This window comes from Bradyrhizobium sp. USDA 4473, assembly GCF_054063335.1.
This window is the reverse complement of the sequence record NZ_JBSSGE010000001.1, coordinates 795,139-812,591: the sequence shown is the minus strand read 5'-3', so window position 1 is coordinate 812,591 and position 17,453 is coordinate 795,139. Positions and strand designations below refer to the sequence as shown.

The following is a 17,453-nucleotide window of genomic DNA, read 5'->3' as shown; positions in this document are numbered from 1 at the left end:
CCAATATCTTCGGGGCGATATAACTTCGGGGAGGCGCCGTTCAAGGAATTTTGGAGCGATGACACCAAAAATAATCCAAGGGAAGAAAGCCAGGGACGACACCAGGGACGACACGGTCCGTAACCGCAAGGTGCGCAACCCAAAGCGCGGCCGAGGACGGCCTTTGGTCTTCGATCGCGCCGCCGCGCTGCAGGCTGCGATGAAGCTGTTCTGGGAACGCGGCTATGAAGGCACGTCGTTCGACGAGCTGATTGATGCGATGGGGATCAGCGCCTCGAGCTTCTACAATTCATTCGACAGTAAGGAAGCGCTGTATTGCGAAGCGACCAGCAGCTATCTCGACTGGGCGGGCAAATGGTTTCTCGCCATTCTCAATGATCCGTCGATCGACACCAGAACCGCATTCGCGCACTTGCTCGCGGCCACCGCAGACGAGTTCACGCGAGGCGATCACCCGCTTGGCTGCATGATCTCGCTGGCCGGGACGCATTGCTCGCCGGGAATGAAGAACATTCGTGAGATGATGGTCGAGCATCGCGCGTTCTCGGAAAGCGTGATGGCCGAGCGCATGCGCAGGGGCATTGCCAACGGCGATGTGCCGCCGGCGACCGATTGCGACATGCTGGCCGCCTATTACAGCGCGGTCGTTCGCGGCATGGCTGTCCAGGCGCGCGACGGAGCACCGCGCGAGAAGTTGGGCAAGATCGGCCGCTTGGCAATGCAGGCCTGGCCGCACGGCTAGGCGCCCGAGTGCAACCAGAAGACCGCGATCGGGCGCAATTGCACACCTGAGAGGATGTGAAGTTTTGTCCTCATCCATTGTTGTCGTCGCCCGGCTCGACCGGGCGACCCAGTACGCCGAGGCCTATCGGCTCAAGCACGGCCGCCTCTGGAATACTGGATCACCCGCATGCGCGGGTGATGACACTGAGCAAGCTGAGCAAGCCAATTCCGTCACCCCGAGACGCGCAATTGCGCACCTGAGAATCTCGAGGCCCCCGAACGGCGGCGGCGAGTTACGCCGCACGGATGTTCGACAGGAATCCGTCGATCTCCGAGCGCAGCACGTCGGCCTCGCGGCGCAGCGCGTCGGAGGCGTTGAGCACCTCGGCGGCAGCAGTGCCGGCCTCCGCCGAGGCGGTGGAGACGCCGACGATGTTGCTCGACACCTCGCTGGTGCCGCCCGCCGCATGCTGGATGTTGCGGGCGATCTCGCGGGTCGCGGCACCCTGTTCCTCGACCGCGGCGGCGATCGCGGTGGTGACGTCGTTGATCTCGCCGATCGTGCTCGAGATGTTGCGGATCGCGGAGACCGCCGTGGTCGTCACCTCCTGCATGCTGACGATCTGCTGGCGGATCTCCTCGGTCGCTTTCGCAGTCTGGCTCGCGAGGTTCTTGACCTCGGAGGCGACCACGGCAAAGCCGCGGCCGGCCTCGCCGGCACGCGCCGCCTCGATGGTGGCGTTGAGCGCCAGGAGGTTGGTCTGCGAGGCGATGGTCTGGATCAGGTCGACCACGACGCTGATCCGCGCGGCGTTGTCGGCGAGCCCCTGCATCGTGCTGTCGGTGGCGCTGGCTTCTTCCACCGCCTTGCGGGCGATCTCCGCCGAGGTGACGACCTGGCGGCCGATCTCCTGGATCGACGACGACAGTTCCTCGGTACCGGCCGATACGGTCTGGACGTTGACCGAGGTTTCCTCGGCGGCGGAGGCGACCGCGTTGACCAATGCGCTCGACTGGTCGGCGGTCGCCGACATGCTCTGCGCGGTCGACTGCATCGAGTTGGCGGCGGTCTGCAGGCTGCCGAGCGCGCTCTGCACGTTGGACTCGAACGCTGCGATCTGCGCCTCCATGCGCGAGGCGCGCTCGGCCTTGGCGGAGCGGTCCTTGTTCTGGTTGTCGGTGAGCTCGCGGCTCTCGATCATGCTCTCGCGGAACACCTGCAGCGCGTCGGCCATCACGGCGATCTCGTCGCGCTGCCGGCTCTGCGGGATCTCGGTGTCGAGGTCGCCGTCGGACAACAGCTGCATCGAGCGCTGCAAGCCGCGGATGCGGCGCAGGATGTTGCGCCCGACATAGAGCCAGACGAACAGGAATGAGCCGACCAGCGTCAGCGCGCCGAGGCCGATCATGACCGTGGTCGCGAGCGAGATCTGCTGCCGCGCCTGGAAGGTCGAGGCGTCGGTCTCCTTCTGCACGGCCTCGACCAGCTGCTGCACGCTGATGCCGAGCCCGACATTGAGCTTGCGGGTCTCTTCCAGGATGGTCTGGCCGTAATCGATCGAATCGAGCTCCTTCTGGCGGACCTTGAACACGCCGGTCTTGCCTTCGCCGAGCGCGAGCAGCTTCGCGGCGGTGTCGCGCACGGCGACGATCGCCGGATTGTTCGGCAGGTCCTCGAGGTTCGACTTGACGCGCTCGCGGCCGTTCTTGAACTCGGCCTCGATCGCATCGAGCGTCTCGCTGGATGTGGCCGACAGCGCCGCGGTCATGTCGGCGGCGATCAGATTGCTGACGGAGAGCACATTGCTGATCTGGCCGACGGTGCGGGCCGCTTCGGTGGCGTCGTCGGCGGAGACATCGGCCGAGGCGAGGATGGCGTTGAGCCGGGTCTGCGCGTCGAGCATCGCGGGCCCGGCGGCGGAGACGAAGGCGTTATGCGCCTTGCGCAGCGCATTGTACTGCTTGTCGCGCAGCGCCGCGATATCGAGCCGCTCATGCGCTGCCGAGATCAGGCTCTTGGTCGCCTCGTCGGTGTTCTTGACGTTCTCCTGCAGCGCGCTGACCACGGATTTGTCGGCGCCGAGCTCGATGATCTCGCCGAGCTTGGCATTGGTCTGCTGCGCGACCTCCTGCACCTTCTTGGTGCGTTCGGCCAAGGCATCCTCGCTCTGCACCGCGAGCAGGCCGGGACCCTGGGCGGCAAGCGAGGCGCTCTGCGCCGATAGTTGAAGGCTGGCGGCGAGCCGCGGAATGTCGCGGCCGGAGAGATCGCTCATGGTGCCGCCGAGCCGATGCAGCACGATGCCGGCGCCCGCGCTGATAACGAGCGCCATGCCTGCGATCACGGCGAAGGCCGCGAACAGGCTGCCCCTGACGCCCATCTGCGGCAGGCGGATGCGCTTGAGCTTTGGTTTGCCGAGCTTGAACGAAAACGCCATTGCCCCTGTACCCCCTGGCCAACTATCCCGGCCACTACTCTTGGATGTTTCCCCGGCGCGGGAGTATCGGTGCGGCGGGTTAACAAAATCGGGAAAATTGCGGCGAGCTGCGGGATTTTTCAGGGCCGCCGTGCACAGTCGCCGTTTCGGTTCGCTGTGCGAAATCGATGCACGCGATCGGACGCAGAAAAGGCCGGCGCGAGCCGGCCTCTCCACTCCTGGTTGTGACGGTCGGTCGTCTCAGTAGCGGCCGTAAGCGGGGCCGCCGAGATTGCCGAGATTGAAACGGTAGTTGAGGCCGGCCTTCACCGTGTGCTCGTCATTGTGGAAGCTGCCGTACTGCGCCAGCGCGCCCGGCGCGGTGAAGCGGCTGTCGCCGAAGTCGTAGTACTGATACTCGACCTTGGCCGACCAGTTCGGCGCGAACATGTATTCGGCGCCGCCGCCGATGGTCCAGCCGTTGCTGTGGTTGTCGGTCAGCGCGAAGCCGGCCGGCACGCCGCCCAGTGTCACCGACTCGTTGTTGTCGGAATAGGCGTAACCGCCCTTCACATAGATCAGGCCCGGACCCCAGGTGTAGCCGACGCGGCCGGTGATCGAGGCGATGCCGCGCTGGTTGTTGTTGTAGACGTAGCCACCCGGGAAGATGGCGTTGAGCTGATGGCCGCTGAGCCAGGAATACTGGCCTTCGAGGCCGATCACCCACATCGGCGACAGCTGCCAGTCGTAGCCGGCCTGCACGCCGCCCATGAAGCGGGCGTCGGAGTCGGACAGCGCGAGGCCGTTGAAATTGTTGTTGCCCGAGAACACGCCGCCGAGATGGCCGCCGAGATAGAAGCCGGTCCAGTTGTAGAGCGGCGCGGCGTACACGGGCGCGGGCGCCTTCTGGTAATAGCCGCGGTTGAAGTCGGCGGCGTGAGCGGTCGCGCCGAGGGCGGCCACGGTAGCAGCTGCGGCTGCGGTTGCGAGCAGGAACGTCTTCATGGGGCAGTCTCCGGACAAGTCATGAGGCGCAGCGTGAATGGCGCCATCCATGGTCGCTGGGTTAGCCCGCATTTGAATAAAATTTCTCACCGAACGACGGCTTGGCGCGTTAAGTCGCAGCCTTTGCGGCGAAACGTTTTGTTGTGCCTAACGAACGCTTAAGCCGGGATGACGGAAGGCTTAACGCGGCGTGCACGAGCGCGACTTCCGTTAACCAAGCCGATTCAATCAAAACTCATCCCGCCTTAGGCGAGCCGCTTGCGCACATCGTCGCGCATCTGCTCGCGGAACGCTGCGCGGCGCGCGGTGCGCTCCCCGACCGGAACGTCGTGGCGATCGAACACGTCGAACTCCTGCAGGATCGGATAGTGCTCGCTCGCCATCGCCAGCACGCGCAGCAGGCCGGCGACCTTCGGCGGCGGGCCGCTGACTTCCCATTTGCGCAGCTTCTCGGCGCCGCCGGCCGCGGGCAGCCCGCACAGTTTCGCCATGTCGGCGGCCGTCAGCTCACGGCCGAGCGCCTCGCCGAGATGTTTGCGCAATTTCCTTAATTCCGGGCCGGTCACGCTGAAGTCCGCATAAAGTGTGAAGTGAGTCACATGATGTGCTCGGAGCGCGGTCTATACGCCCTGCATGCATCTCAAGGAAACCATCATGCACGACATCATCGAAAGCCTCAGTCCCGAACACGGACAGATCGATTGGAAATGGGTCGGCAGTGTGTTCGCGTTCTACGTCGCGCTGATGATCGGTGGGGTCGGCGCGCTGCTCGCGCATTGATCCAGCGAACCGGACGAGGGCATTTGCTCGCCCCGGAGCGCCTTCACCTGCTGAAGGGCGAGCGTCAGTTTCATCTTCAATGAGCTGAGGCTTTGCCGCAGCCGCACATAGGCGACGCGGCTGAGCGGAAGGCTCAGGTCTCGCGCGAGCTCCTGGTATCTTTCGGCCAGATTTTGGTTGCCTTCAGCCAGGCTTTGATGGTTTCCGGCCAGCTTTTGGTAGTCTTCGGCCAGACTTTGGTAGTCTTCGACCAACCCCTGATAGTATTGGTTCAGGCGCTCATAGTGTCCGACCAATTCCAGATGGCCGTCGACCAGGTTGTCGTAGACCGGGACAACGTGCTCCTCGAGGTATTGGCCGCGGGCGACCCACTGAAGTCCTTTTGTGCTGATGGCTAGCTCCAGTGGGCCGAGCGTCTCAGGAAGCGTGCTGCGTGTGAGCCCGAGCCGTTGCGCTTCGTCGATGACGACCTGGTCAAATCGCTCGATCATCTGCTTGAACGTCCATGCAGGCGACAGGGCAACTTCGTAATACGCGCGATCGATTATCGATTGTGCCTTGGACGGATTTCGGATGATCGAGACCACTTCCGCCATGTTGCCGTGGTCGCGCCGGAGCGGTACGTAATGCTCCCACGGCCGTACCGCACCTGAATAGTCACCTTCATAGAGAATCATCAGGGTGCGAAGCGCGGCAGCTTCAAAAATGCGCGGAGAAACCACCCGGATGACGATCTTGCCGTCGTCGTCACCCAAAAATCTCTGTCTCACCACCTCGTGAGGGAGATCGGGATTTTCTGCGCAGAAGCGTTCGACGTCGACCTGGGTGTCCCCGGTGAAATCGATGAAGCTGACGCCGCTCTCCGTCCCGAGGACCGCCTTCGAGCTCGCGACAAAATCGACCCAGGAGCCGCCATAGATCCTGGACGTCTCGCTGGTGTCGATGTCGCAGACCAAGTTGTGCCGGGCTGCATCGGCGGCAAATCTGTCGGCAATTCGCCATTTTTCCTCGGCGAACGATCCGAGCCAGGCCGGCGCCTTGCGTGCGCGATACGAAACCTCGAGCGGGCGCGCCGCGTAGTCAGGCACGTCAATCGACAGCAAATGTTCGGGCACAAATCCCGTGAGCGTGTGCTCGAAGCGGACACCATCGAAATACGGGTCGCGGTAAATCTTTCGGGTCACGTCGGGATTCGTGACCGTGAAAATCACGCCGACCTGCAAATCGGCCAATGCAGCGTTTTGACGATCGATGAAGCGATATTCGTCCTGAATGAACGCGACCTTGACCCCCTTGAACCGTCTTATCTTGTCGCGGAAAGAGGCGGGAAGGTAGTTGTCCATCGAGATCACGATGGAATAGTGAAATACGATGCAGTCATAGGCATCGAGATCCGTTCCGATCGCCTCGAACGCCAGCGAATCCACAATCGTAAAATTGTGCCGACCATACTGGCGAAACGCACGAATATGGTCCGATACCGTATTGGTTTTCAGGGCTGCGGCGGCGCACAGCAGCAAAATGTTGTAGCGGGGGGAATGCACTCGGGGATTCTCGACCTGACTATCGGACTACATGACGCGAATATTTTGATTCTCTCAACTTACTTGCGACATTTGGTCATCAAATTTTCAAACTTTGCGCGCCACGCGCCCGGGGGCAAGTCCTGGCCCCAATCGCGGAGTTGCAACAAGAGTGGACCACGCCGGCAGCTCCCAGCCAGCATCGCGTGGCCGGGCCCAATTTCTTCAGTGGGTGACTGATGTGTCAGTGGAACGGGATGGTGCTGCCAGACAGGATTGAACTGTCGACCTCTCCATTACCAATGGAGTGCTCTACCACTGAGCTACGGCAGCATGCCCGGGAAAATTGAATCGGCCCCGAGGGCCCGTCCAAGCGGGCGGTTCTTGCCACAGGCCTCCCTTTCGCGCAAGCGAAACAGCGCCCTCACTGCCGGTGAAATGGGCAGAAATTGGCGTTCCGTCGAGTGATTCCGCCCAATCCGGTCGATTTGGGCTCGATTGGGTTCCCGATTCTACCGAAAGCTCCTGATCCGCCAAGCCGCCGAATCATGCCACCGGGTGCGCAACTGGCCGACCGGGCAGGGTGCGCGGGCATCCGCCATTGGCTATGGTCGTCTCGCGCAACGCGATAGCAGTTCGAGAGTTTGCAATGAGCGAGCAGGACAGAGGCGGCGGGCCGGCCGGAGCCCGCGTGAAGGATTCACGACAGGATCGCCTCAAGCTGGCACTGCGCGAAAACCTCAAGCGGCGGAAATCGCAGGCGCGCGGTCGTGACGATGCGGCCGCCTCCGAACTGGCCGACCGCTCGCCAGATGACGGCTCGCTGGACAACGCCGGCGAAAATGGGCCGGGCCGCTAATCCGACTCTTAGATGTGTGGTGCAACGAGAAGCGGGACGCCGAGATGGCTATCGATGAGACGACGATCAACCGGCTGAACGCCACCGCCTATGCCTTCCCGCGCCATGAGCAGACCTTTCCGACCCTGACCGCGCATGAGATCGAGCGGATGCGCCGCTTCGGCGAGCCGCGCTCGTATCAGGACGGCGAGGCGCTGTTCGAGACCGGCGCGCCGGGCCCCGGCATGTTCGTGGTGCTCTCGGGCAATGTCGCGATCACCCAGCGCGACGGTCTCGGCCATGTCACGCCGATCATCGACCAGGGGCCGGGGCAGTTTCTTGCCGAGATCGGCCAGCTCTCCGGCCGCCCGGCGCTGGTCGACGGCCATGCCGACGGTGCCGTCGAGACGCTGCTGCTGCCGCCCGAGCGGCTGCGCGCGCTGTTGGTCGCCGAGGCCGATCTCGGCGAGCGCATCATGCGCGCGCTGATCCTGCGCCGCGTCAGCCTGATCCAGGGCGGCGCCGGCGGGCCGGTGCTGATCGGCTCCGCTTCGGTCGGCAACATGGCGCCGCTGCAGAACTTCCTGGCGCGCAACGGCCAGCCGCATCACGTCCTCGATCCCGAGGCCGACAAGGATGCCGCCGACCTCGTCGCACGCTACTCGCCGACCCGCGCCGAGCTGCCGCTGGTGGTCTGTCCCAACGGCACCGTGCTGCGCAATCCCTCGGAGACCGCGCTGGCGATGGCGCTCGGCATGATCGGCAACGGCGCGCAGGACAAGCTCTACGATGTCGCCGTGGTCGGCAGCGGCCCGGCCGGGCTCGCCACCGCGGTCTATGCGGCCTCCGAAGGGCTGTCGGTCGCGGTGTTCGATTCCCGCGCCTTCGGCGGCCAGGCCGGCGCCAGCATGCGGATCGAGAACTATCTGGGCTTCCCGACCGGCATCTCCGGCCAGGCGCTGGCCGGCCGCGCCTTCAACCAGGCGCAGAAGTTCGGCGCCGAGATGCTGATCCCGGTCTCGATCAAATCGCTGGACTGCACGCAGGCGTCGGGTGCGTTCGCGCTTGCCACCGGATGCGGGCATACGCTGCGCGCCAGGTCGGTGGTGGTGGCCAGCGGCGCGCGCTATCGGAGGCCTCAGATCGACAATCTCGAGAGCTATGAGGGCCGCGGCGTCTGGTACTGGGCCTCGCCGATCGAGGCGCGGCTGTGCGCCAACCAGGACGTCGTGCTGGTCGGCGGCGGCAACTCCGGAGGCCAGGCCGCGGTGTATCTGTCGGCGCATGCGCGCCGGGTCAACATGATGATTCGCGGCGGAGGGCTCGGCGCCAGCATGTCGCGCTATCTGATCGAGCGCATCGAGGCGACGCCGAACATCGAATTGATGTTCAACACCGAGGTGGTCGGGCTCGACGGCGCGGAGACGCTGGAGCGGGTGCGCTGGCGCAGCCGGCTCGCACCCGACGAGTTCACCATGGACATCCGCAACCTCTTCCTGTTCGTCGGCGCCGATCCGGCGACCGGCTGGCTCGAGGGCTGCGGCGTGCAGGTCGACCGCGGCGGCTTCGTGGTGACCGGCGTGCAGAACGGCGAGGGCGCGCGCGCCGTGCCGCTGCTCGAGACCACGGTGCCCGGCGTGTTCGCGGTCGGTGATGTCCGCTCCGGCTCGGTCAAGCGCGTCGGCGGCGCGATCGGCGAAGGCGCCCAGGTCGTCGCCGCCCTGCACGGCTATCTCGCCGATGCGGGGAGTCCGTCGTTGTAGGGATTATTGATGCGCAAGCATAACGTTTCCCCGTCATCCTGAGAGCTTGTGACGGATTCGGCTCCTGCGGAGTTTTTGGCGGCTGTTCGTCGCAGCAATTGGCAGGTTTGAGTTCGAGTTCGGCGATGACCCGTTGTTTAGGCTCTGGAGAGGCGGTTGCCTTGCAGGATGTTGTTGACGAGGGCGTACCAGAGCACGACGGCACGGACCTTTTCGATGCCGCGCACGGTCAATTGCCGCAGGTCCCAATTGCGCCAGCGGGCATGGATGCACTCGCAGATCGACCGGGACCTGTATCGGGCCTTGCCCTCTTCGCTCGCCATTCGCGCACGCCAGGCCAACACCCCCGGACCGTCGCCGCGCCGCGGTAGATAGGGATCGGTACCGTGCTTGGATTGAGTGGGCGGACAAAAGATATCGATGCCCTCGGCATAGGCCCATTCGATGTCCTCGGCACTGCCAAAGCCGCCATCGACGAGATGGTCCTTGGGCAACCCTCCGGGCCGCGCACGCTGCCGCTCCAGCATGGGGCGCATCAGGCCGCGATCGGATCCGATGTTGCAAATTCTGGTGTCGACGACGATCTGCTCGCCGGCCACGCTCGTCACCTGCACGTTGTAGGCGGGGCGGAAGCCGCCGTTCGCCATCTTCATGACCCGTGCATAGGCGTCCGTCGTGGAGGCCCGCGGCTCCTTCGGCGTCTTGCCGTTGCCGCGACTTTCTTCGCGCTCCTTGCGCTGCTGCTTGATCTCGGCGAGCGCCGTCTGCGCCGCCTTCACCCGCGCGCTGCGTTCCCGCGCGGCCCGCTCCTTGGCTGCCCGGGCACGCTTATTGCTGGCGTCCGAGCGTGTGTCGACCTCGCGCTTGAGGTCTTCCACCACGGCCTCAGCCTGCGCCAAATGCTTATCCAGCGTCGCCTCGCGCCGGAACGAGGCGGCCCCGGCGCTGGCCCGGACCCGCATGCCATCCTGCGCCAAGGTCTCCAGATCGACGAGACCGGCCTTTGCCAACGCTGCCAGATGCTCACTGAGCAGTCGGTCAAGCAGATCGGCGTTGCCGACCCGGAAGTCCGCCAGCAGGTGATAGTTCACCGACACCCCGCCGCACAGCCAGCGATAGGCATCGTGGCTCTCGCACAGCCGCTCCAACGCCCGCGCGCTGCCAACGCCTTCGCTGGCGGCATAGAGCCACAGCGCCAGCAAAAGCCGGGGCGAGGTCGCGGGGTGACCGGGACGATCGCCGCGAGCCTTGATCCGGTCCTCCAACTCACTCAGATCAAGCTCTTCGACATAAGACCAGATCAGCCGCACCGGATGGTCTTCCCCGATCAGGCTCTCAATATCAACCGCTCGCAGCGCAATCTGGTCGCGCTGGGGCTCACGCAGCCGCGGAGCGCCGGGCAAGCCCGCTTCGACTGGTGGCTTCGCCTGCTCCGGCAGGTCCCCAAACAACTCATCGGCAGCCAACATCACCTCCCGCGAATCCATCATCGCCAGAGAATCACACCGCGCCGGCTTTCGGCTATAATGCTCGCTGAAACCCCAAAAAAATCACACCCTCTGAGGTGCGAGCGGAGCGAGCCTCGAAGGATGAATCGGCCACAGTGCGGCCGTGCATCCTTCGAGGCTCGCAAGAGCTCGCACCTCAGGATGACGGGCCAAACAGCGTGCGTGAGGCATATCTAAAGAGGCCAGAAATGACAAAAGGCTGCAGCCATATCGCAGGCATTCAGGACGTCACGCCGAGCGCGCTCGGCTGCGAGGAATGCCTGAAGAGCGGCAGCCGCTGGCTGCATTTGCGGATCTGCCGGACCTGCGGCCATGTCGGCTGCTGCGACGACTCGCCGAACCGGCATGCGACCGCGCATTTCCATGCCACCGGCCATCCCGTGATCGAGGGCTACGATCCGCCGGAGGGCTGGGGCTGGTGTTATGTCGACGAGGTGCTGTTCGACCTTTCGAAGCGCAAGACGCCGCATAACGGCCCGATCCCGCGCTATTATTGATTTCAACGTCCCAATCCGCGCACAGGTCGCTGCATCCGTGGGCGCGGGTCGATCAAAGCCGGCGCCGGAAAAATTTCGGATGAGATGCCGGCCATCCTGCCATCGAACCATGTAGCAATTTGCAAAGACGCATCGTAACGTGGTGCGGGTCCTCAACGGGGAGTGCGCCACATGTCGACGATCGTGCTTGTCCACGTCATCATCAGCCTGATCGCCATCGCCGCCGGTGTGATCGTGATGTTCGGCCTGCTCGGCTCGCGCGCGATGCCCGGCCTGACCTCGATCTTCCTCATCCTCACGATCCTGACCAACGCCACCGGCTTCGTGATCCCGCCGCTGGTGACCGAGAAGCTGCTGCCGTCGCACATCATCGGCGGCCTCTCGCTGGTGCTGCTCGCGATCGCCTGCATCGCGCTGTATGCGATGCGGCTTAACGGCGCCTGGCGCCCGATCTATATCGTGACCGCGATGGTCTCGCTCTATCTCAACGTCTTCGTGCTTGTCATCCAGAGCTTCCTCAAGGTGCCTGCGTTGCAGGCGCTGGCGCCGGCCGTGCCGCCGAACCCGCCGTCCGGGCCGGTATTCGCTGTCGTGCAGGGCATCGTGCTGGTGTTCTTCGCTTTGGTGATCATCGGCGCCTGGCGCCGGTTCAGGCCGGTTACGTTCGCCTGATCATTCTCGTCATTCCGGGGCGCGCGAAGCGCGAGCCCGGAATGACGCACGCAACAAGAGGAGCAATCAAATGCCCACCATCACCACCAAAGACGGCGTCGAGATCTTTTTCAAGGATTGGGGTTCGGGCCAGCCGATCGTGTTCAGCCATGGCTGGCCGCTGTCGTCGGACGACTGGGACGCGCAGATGCTGTTCTTCCTCAACCACGGCTTTCGCGTCATCGCCCATGACCGCCGCGGCCACGGCCGCTCCGCCCAGGTCGCCGACGGTCATGACATGGACCATTATGCCGACGACCTCGCGGCGGTCACCGCGCATCTCGACCTGAAGAATGCGGTCCATGTCGGCCATTCCACCGGCGGTGGCGAGGTCGTGCACTACATTGCGCGCCACGGCGAGAGCCGGGTGGCGAAGGCCGCCATCATCGCGGCCGTGCCGCCCTTGATGGTGCAGACGCCGGCCAATCCCGGCGGCCTGCCGAAATCGGTGTTCGACGGCTTGCAGGCCCAGGTCGCGGCCAACCGCTCGCAATTCTACCGCGATCTGCCGGCCGGGCCGTTCTACGGCTACAACCGGCCCGGTGCGAAACCGTCGGAAGCGGTGATCCAGAACTGGTGGCGGCAGGGCATGATGGGCGGCGCGAAAGCGCATTACGACGGCATCGTCGCCTTCTCGCAGACCGACTTCACCGAGGACCTGAAGAAGATCAACGTCCCGGTGCTGGTGATGCATGGCGACGACGACCAGATCGTGCCCTATGCCGATTCCGGCCCGCTCTCGGCCAAGCTTCTGAAGAACGGCACGCTGAAGACCTACAAGGGCTTTCCGCACGGCATGCCGACCACCGAAGCCGAGACGATCAACGCCGACCTGCTGGCGTTCATCAAGGGCTGAGACAGAGTTGCGTTCTGCGTTGCGCATCTCACCATCGCGCAGTTTCACCGACGTCCAAGTGAGGAAGCCACCAGCGGTAGGGTTCCCTTCCCCCTTGCGGGGGAGGGTTAGGGAGAGGGGGTGGCCACACGGCACGCTCTCTCGAACTGGCTGTTCGACTATGCAACCGAGATTGCGAAGCCGATCGTTTCGTTACGCTTCTCGCCCGGGGCTTACCCCACTCCCCAACCCTCCCCCGCGAGGGGCCCGCAAGGGGGGAGGGAGCTTGAAGAGCGTGCTCACCTCACCTGTCTCGCGCGCAACTCCGGTTCCTCCGACGCGATTATCTCAAGGCGACCTGCTACCTCCTCGGCCGCAAGGCGTTATAACCACCGTCATGTCGCCACCCGCGCCGCTGAAACTGATCGCCCTCGATGCCGATGACCTCGCGGTGATCTCGGCCCATGTCCAGGACGCCCGCGTCCAGGCTGCCGACATCGTCTGGCGCCAGGACGAGAAGCGCCTGGTGGTCGGCCTGAACCGGCTCGACTGGGAACAGACCCTGTCCGGCGGCACCTGCTCGCGCCGGCTGATTGCCGCGCTCCGGTTCGACCGGGTGCTGGCATGCAAGGCGCGCAATATCGACCCCGAGGCCCCGGAGGCCACCCTGGAACTGCTCGGGATCGAATTCCATGCCTCCGACCCGCCTGGCGGCAGCGCGCTGCTGATGTTCGGCCAGGGTGCGGCGCTCCGGCTCGATGTCGAGTGCCTGGAGTGCGAACTGACCGATCTCGGGGAAGACGACCTCGGCGTGGTGCCGGGGTAAATCCTGTCGTCCCGGCCTTCGCCGGGACGACGCCAATTTTCAGCGCTCCCGAAGGGTTGACGGCCATTATCCGCCGCGCCATTGAGCAGGGAGCTGAATTCCACCTAAGAAAGCCGTCATGCCCGTTCGCCTGGACCGACAGAGCGCCGATTTCGACCAGCGTTTCCGCGAATTCCTGGCGGCCAAGCGCGAGGTCTCGGCCGACGTCGAACGCGCCACCCGTGCCATCGTCGACGACGTGGCGGCCCGCGGCGATGCGGCGCTGCTCGAGGCGACCAGGAAGTTCGACCGGCTCGAACTCGACGCCGCCGGCCTGCGCATCACGGCGGCCGAGATCGACGCCGCGGTCGCAGCCTGCGACCCCGAAACCGTTGAGGCGCTCAAATTCGCGCGCGACCGGATCGAGACCTTCCACCGCCGCCAGCTGCCGAAGGACGAGCGGTTCACCGATGCCGAAGGCGTCGAGCTCGGCTGGCGCTGGAGCGCGGTCGATGCGGTCGGGCTCTACGTGCCCGGTGGGACCGCGGCCTATCCGTCCTCGGTGCTGATGAATGCGGTGCCGGCCAAGGTCGCCGGCGTGCCGCGGGTGGTCATGGTGGTGCCGGCGCCGGACGGCAAGCTCAACCCGCTGGTGCTGGCGGCAGCCCATCTCGGCGGCGTCTCGGAGATCTACCGCGTCGGCGGCGCCCAGGCGGTGGCCGCGTTGGCCTATGGCACGGCGACGATCGCGCCGGTGGCAAAGATCGTCGGTCCCGGCAATGCCTATGTCGCCGCCGCCAAGCGGCTGGTGTTCGGCAAGGTCGGCATCGACATGATCGCCGGGCCCTCCGAGGTGCTGGTGATCGCGGACGACACCTCCAACGCCGACTGGATCGCCGCCGATCTGCTCGCGCAGGCCGAGCACGACGTCAGTGCGCAGTCGATCCTGATCACCGACAGCGCGCGGCTCGCCGCCGATGTCGAGCGCGCGGTCGAGGCGCAGCTGGCGACGCTGCCGCGGGCCGAGATCGCCCGCACGTCGTGGAATGAATTCGGCGCCGTGATCAAGGTCGCCAAGCTCGACGACGCGGTGGAGCTCGCCAATGCGATCGCGGCCGAGCATTTGGAGATCATGACCGCGGACGCAGAGGGCCTGTCGAAAAAGGTCCGCAACGCCGGCGCGATCTTCCTCGGGGCCCATACCCCGGAGGCGATCGGCGACTATGTCGGCGGCTCCAATCACGTGCTGCCGACCGCGCGCTCGGCGCGGTTCTCCTCGGGGCTCGGGGTGCTTGACTTCATGAAGCGAACCTCGATCCTGAGGTGCGGGCCGGATCAGCTTCGTGCGCTCGGACCCGCCGCGATGACGCTCGGCCAGGCCGAGGGTCTCGATGCCCACTCACGTTCCGTCGGATTGCGCCTCAACCTCTCATGAACAAGCCGCCAGACGACGAGGATTCCAACAATCGCATCGTCGCGGTGACGCTCGACGAGGAATCGATCGGCCGTTCCGGGCCGGACATCGAGCATGAGCGGGCGATCGCGATCTATGACCTGGTCGAGCAGAATCTGTTCGCACCCGAAGGCGCCGCGGCCGGGCCCTACACCCTGCATATCGCGATCACCGGCAACCGGCTGATGTTCGATATCCGGAAAGAGGACGGCACGCCGGTGGTGGCGCATCTGTTGTCGCTGACGCCGTTCCGCCGCGTCGTGAAGGACTACTTCATGATCTGCGACAGCTATTACCAGGCGATCCGGACCGCGACGCCGGACAAGATCGAGGCGATCGACATGGGCCGCCGCGGCATCCATGACGAGGGCTCGCGCACGTTGCAGGAGCGGCTCAAGGGCAAGGTGCGGGTCGATTTCGAGACCGCGCGACGGCTGTTCACGCTCATCACCGTGCTGCACTGGAAGGGCGAGGGCGGATGATCGGTGATGCGATGATGGACGGGGTTTTGCCCCGGCCAAAAAAAGCCTGATCGCATGGAAGCGCCGCGCGCGCGCAACCCTCAGGCCGTGCTGTTCGCATGCGGCCACAACGCCGTGCGCTCGCCGATGGCCGAAAGCCTGCTGCAGCAGATGTTTCCGCAGGGCGTCTACGTCCGTTCCGCCGGCGTCAAGAAGGGCGAGCTCGATCCGTTCGCGGTCGCGGTGATGGCCGAGTTCGGCCAGGACATTTCCGGCCACAAGCCGCAGACCTTCGAGGAACTCGAGGACTGGGAGGGGTTGAATTTCGACCTCATCATCACGCTGTCGCCGGAGGCGCACCACAAGGCGCTGGATCTGACCCGGACGCTCGCCGCCGAGGTCGAATACTGGCCCACCGTCGATCCGACCGGCACCGGCGGCAATCGCGAGCAGAAGCTCGCCGCCTATCGCGAGGTCTGCGACGGCCTGTTGCTGCGCATCCGCCGCCGTTTTGCCAAGGCGGGCGCTGCCAATCTGTGAGGCCCGGTCGAGGTGAAGGGGGCGCCGGGTGTTCCGATTGGCAGAACCGCGCCTTGTCGCCAGACTGACAAACGACTGTGCTTATGGGGCCTTGTCTTCAAGGGGGCGTGCGATTCGCAAGCCGGTTCCAAGGTTGTGCATCCATGCCCCATCCGATAGGTTCCGCCCGCGTCCGTCCCCCCGATTCAGCCCAAAAGCCCGCATGCTAGGCCGTCCCAAATTCGTTCTTGCTTCCGGTTCGCCGCGGCGGCTGGCCCTGCTCAACCAGGCCGGCATCGAGCCCGACGCGTTGCGCCCGGCCGACGTCGACGAGACCCCGCGGCGGGGCGAGCTGCCGCGCGCCTGCGCCAACCGCCTGGCGCGTGCGAAAGCGGACGCGGCGCTGAAATCGGTGCAGCTCGACGACGATTTGCGCGGCTCCTTCATCATTGCCGCCGACACCGTGGTCGCGGTCGGCCGCCGCATCCTGCCCAAGGCCAATCTGGTCGACGAGGCCGCGCAGTGCCTGCGGCTGCTGTCGGGCCGCAACCACCGCGTCTACACCGCGATCTGCGTGGTGACGCCGCGCGAGGCGTTCCGCCAGCGCCTGGTCGAGACCCGCGTGCGCTTCAAGCGCCTCAGCGAGGACGACATCCAAGCCTATATCGGCTCCGGCGAATGGCGCGGCAAGGCCGGCGGCTATGCCGTGCAGGGCATCGCCGGATCCTTCGTGGTCAAGATGGTCGGCTCCTACACCAACGTGGTCGGCCTGCCGCTCTACGAGACCGTGACCCTGCTCGGCGGCGAAGGTTTCCCAATCCGCCACGGCTGGCTCAACACGGCCACGGTGTGAGATTCGTTGCCGCATCGGTGGTGCACCTCTCCCCTTGTGGGAGAGGTCGGAATTCAAGCGATAGCTTGAATTCCGGGTGAGGGGTCGGTTTCCGCGGATGGAGACCCCTCATCCGTCGCGGACTGCGTCCGCGCCACCTTCTCCCACAAGGGGAGAAGGGAAAGGGGACCGGGGTGAGAGCGGAACACGAGACCGCCTTCTCGATTGCCTGATAGTGTACGCTCCGCTTCAGCCATGACCGACCAACCCCCAACGCCCCCGGCCACGCCGCGCGCCTGCCCGATCTGCGGCAAGCCCGTCGAACAGGCTTTCCGCCCGTTCTGCTCGCCACGCTGCCGCGACGTCGACCTCAACCGCTGGCTGACCGGCCGCTACGTCGTTCCCGGCCGCGAGGACGACGCGGAAGACCCGGAATAGCCAAGATTTCCCAACAAGTTGGGGAAACGTTCAGGTGCGGGCCGCGCCCGGCGAAGCGTTTCGCGAAGCCGGGTGGACACGGCGCCCCGACCTCTCTATAAACCGCCCGCTCGCACCGGCCTTTCAGGCCCCGCGAGTATGCCCAGGTAGCTCAGTTGGTAGAGCATGCGACTGAAAATCGCAGTGTCGGTGGTTCGATCCCGCCCCTGGGCACCATTCAGCTCAGCGCAGCCGTAGCCACCAAGCCGTCAGCACGAAAGTTCGTCCCGGCATAGCCCGAAGGGCGAAGCCGGACGGTTCGATTCTGCCCTGGGCACCAACGCTACGCCTTTGTGCGCTCGACTA

The 17,453-nt window shown here is 65.0% G+C and carries 18 protein-coding genes and 2 tRNA genes; 14 read left to right on the top strand and 6 right to left on the bottom strand.

From position 1 onward, the window contains the following. The first annotated feature begins 163 nt into the window (after positions 1-163). A complete protein-coding gene (locus ACVW17_RS03825; protein ID WP_456750713.1) occupies positions 164-742 on the top strand; it encodes a TetR/AcrR family transcriptional regulator in 579 nt (192 codons plus the stop codon). Positions 743-1,016: 274 nt separating this feature from the next. Here the strand turns inward: ACVW17_RS03825 and ACVW17_RS03820 are convergent, their stop codons facing one another. From ACVW17_RS03820 to ACVW17_RS03810, 3 genes are all read right to left on the bottom strand, one after another. After that, positions 1,017-3,161 (bottom strand): methyl-accepting chemotaxis protein, encoded by a 2,145-nt coding sequence (locus tag ACVW17_RS03820; protein ID WP_456750712.1) that lies wholly within the window; start codon positions 3,159-3,161, stop codon positions 1,017-1,019. Positions 3,162-3,401: 240 nt separating this feature from the next. Beyond that, positions 3,402-4,145 (bottom strand): outer membrane protein, encoded by a 744-nt coding sequence (locus ACVW17_RS03815; protein WP_456750711.1) that lies wholly within the window; start codon positions 4,143-4,145, stop codon positions 3,402-3,404. A 245-nt stretch (positions 4,146-4,390) separates the two neighbouring features. Next, complete coding sequence (locus ACVW17_RS03810; protein ID WP_456750710.1) at positions 4,391-4,687, bottom strand: hypothetical protein; 297 nt, start codon at positions 4,685-4,687, stop codon at positions 4,391-4,393. Between the two features lie 112 nt (positions 4,688-4,799). Between ACVW17_RS03810 and ACVW17_RS03805 the strand changes: the two genes are divergently transcribed. After that, on the top strand, positions 4,800-4,925 hold the full coding sequence (locus ACVW17_RS03805; RefSeq protein ID WP_456750709.1) for a hypothetical protein: 126 nt from the start codon (positions 4,800-4,802) through the stop codon (positions 4,923-4,925). Here the strand turns inward: ACVW17_RS03805 and ACVW17_RS03800 are convergent. Further along, a complete protein-coding gene (locus tag ACVW17_RS03800; RefSeq protein WP_456750708.1) occupies positions 4,877-6,469 on the bottom strand; it encodes a hypothetical protein in 1,593 nt (530 codons plus the stop codon). The genes ACVW17_RS03805 and ACVW17_RS03800 overlap by 49 nt on opposite strands. Before the next feature lie 237 nt (positions 6,470-6,706). Next, a tRNA-Thr gene (locus ACVW17_RS03795) sits at positions 6,707-6,781 on the bottom strand. Positions 6,782-7,097: 316 nt separating this feature from the next. Between ACVW17_RS03795 and ACVW17_RS03790 the strand changes: the two genes are divergently transcribed. Together ACVW17_RS03790 and ACVW17_RS03785 are read left to right on the top strand one after the other, a co-directional pair. Beyond that, positions 7,098-7,307: a hypothetical protein gene (locus tag ACVW17_RS03790; RefSeq protein WP_456750707.1), complete on the top strand. Its 210-nt coding sequence runs from the start codon at positions 7,098-7,100 to the stop codon at positions 7,305-7,307. 44 nt (positions 7,308-7,351) lie between these two features. Beyond that, positions 7,352-9,049, top strand: a complete 1,698-nt coding sequence (locus tag ACVW17_RS03785) for an FAD-dependent oxidoreductase (RefSeq protein ID WP_456750706.1) — start codon at positions 7,352-7,354, stop codon at positions 9,047-9,049. A gap of 137 nt (positions 9,050-9,186) precedes the next feature. Here the strand turns inward: ACVW17_RS03785 and ACVW17_RS03780 are convergent, their stop codons facing one another. Further along, complete coding sequence (locus ACVW17_RS03780; protein ID WP_456756305.1) at positions 9,187-10,518, bottom strand: IS1182 family transposase; 1,332 nt, start codon at positions 10,516-10,518, stop codon at positions 9,187-9,189. Between the two features lie 227 nt (positions 10,519-10,745). Here ACVW17_RS03780 and ACVW17_RS03775 point away from each other — a divergent pair, with 227 nt between their 5' ends. The 10 genes from ACVW17_RS03775 to ACVW17_RS03730 all read left to right on the top strand — a co-directional run bounded on the left by ACVW17_RS03775 (position 10,746) and on the right by ACVW17_RS03730 (position 17,324). After that, positions 10,746-11,054, top strand: coding sequence for a UBP-type zinc finger domain-containing protein (locus ACVW17_RS03775; protein ID WP_207833514.1), 309 nt, complete (start codon positions 10,746-10,748; stop codon positions 11,052-11,054). A 171-nt stretch (positions 11,055-11,225) separates the two neighbouring features. After that, positions 11,226-11,726, top strand: coding sequence for a hypothetical protein (locus tag ACVW17_RS03770; RefSeq protein ID WP_456750705.1), 501 nt, complete (start codon positions 11,226-11,228; stop codon positions 11,724-11,726). A gap of 70 nt (positions 11,727-11,796) precedes the next feature. Then, positions 11,797-12,621 carry an alpha/beta fold hydrolase gene (locus ACVW17_RS03765; protein WP_456750704.1) on the top strand — a complete coding sequence of 275 codons (825 nt, stop codon included), beginning with the start codon at positions 11,797-11,799 and terminating at the stop codon, positions 12,619-12,621. A gap of 376 nt (positions 12,622-12,997) precedes the next feature. Continuing rightward, the gene (locus tag ACVW17_RS03760) at positions 12,998-13,426 is read left to right on the top strand and encodes a DUF2948 family protein (protein WP_456750703.1); all 429 of its coding nucleotides are present in this window, start codon (positions 12,998-13,000) and stop codon (positions 13,424-13,426) included. Positions 13,427-13,544: 118 nt separating this feature from the next. Continuing rightward, complete coding sequence (hisD, locus tag ACVW17_RS03755; protein ID WP_456750702.1) at positions 13,545-14,840, top strand: histidinol dehydrogenase; 1,296 nt, start codon at positions 13,545-13,547, stop codon at positions 14,838-14,840. Then, a complete protein-coding gene (locus tag ACVW17_RS03750) occupies positions 14,837-15,340 on the top strand; it encodes a UPF0262 family protein (RefSeq protein WP_456750701.1) in 504 nt (167 codons plus the stop codon). Before hisD ends, ACVW17_RS03750 begins: the two co-directional genes overlap by 4 nt. A 54-nt stretch (positions 15,341-15,394) precedes the next feature. Next, on the top strand, positions 15,395-15,859 hold the full coding sequence (locus tag ACVW17_RS03745; RefSeq protein WP_456750700.1) for an arsenate-mycothiol transferase ArsC: 465 nt from the start codon (positions 15,395-15,397) through the stop codon (positions 15,857-15,859). Positions 15,860-16,061: 202 nt separating this feature from the next. After that, entirely contained in the window at positions 16,062-16,691 is a 630-nt protein-coding gene (locus tag ACVW17_RS03740) for a Maf-like protein (RefSeq protein WP_456750699.1), read from the top strand. Positions 16,692-16,925: 234 nt separating this feature from the next. Further along, positions 16,926-17,108, top strand: a complete 183-nt coding sequence (gene yacG / locus ACVW17_RS03735; RefSeq protein WP_456750698.1) for a DNA gyrase inhibitor YacG — start codon at positions 16,926-16,928, stop codon at positions 17,106-17,108. Positions 17,109-17,248: 140 nt separating this feature from the next. Continuing rightward, positions 17,249-17,324, top strand: a tRNA-Phe gene (locus tag ACVW17_RS03730). Positions 17,325-17,453: the final 129 nt, after the last annotated feature.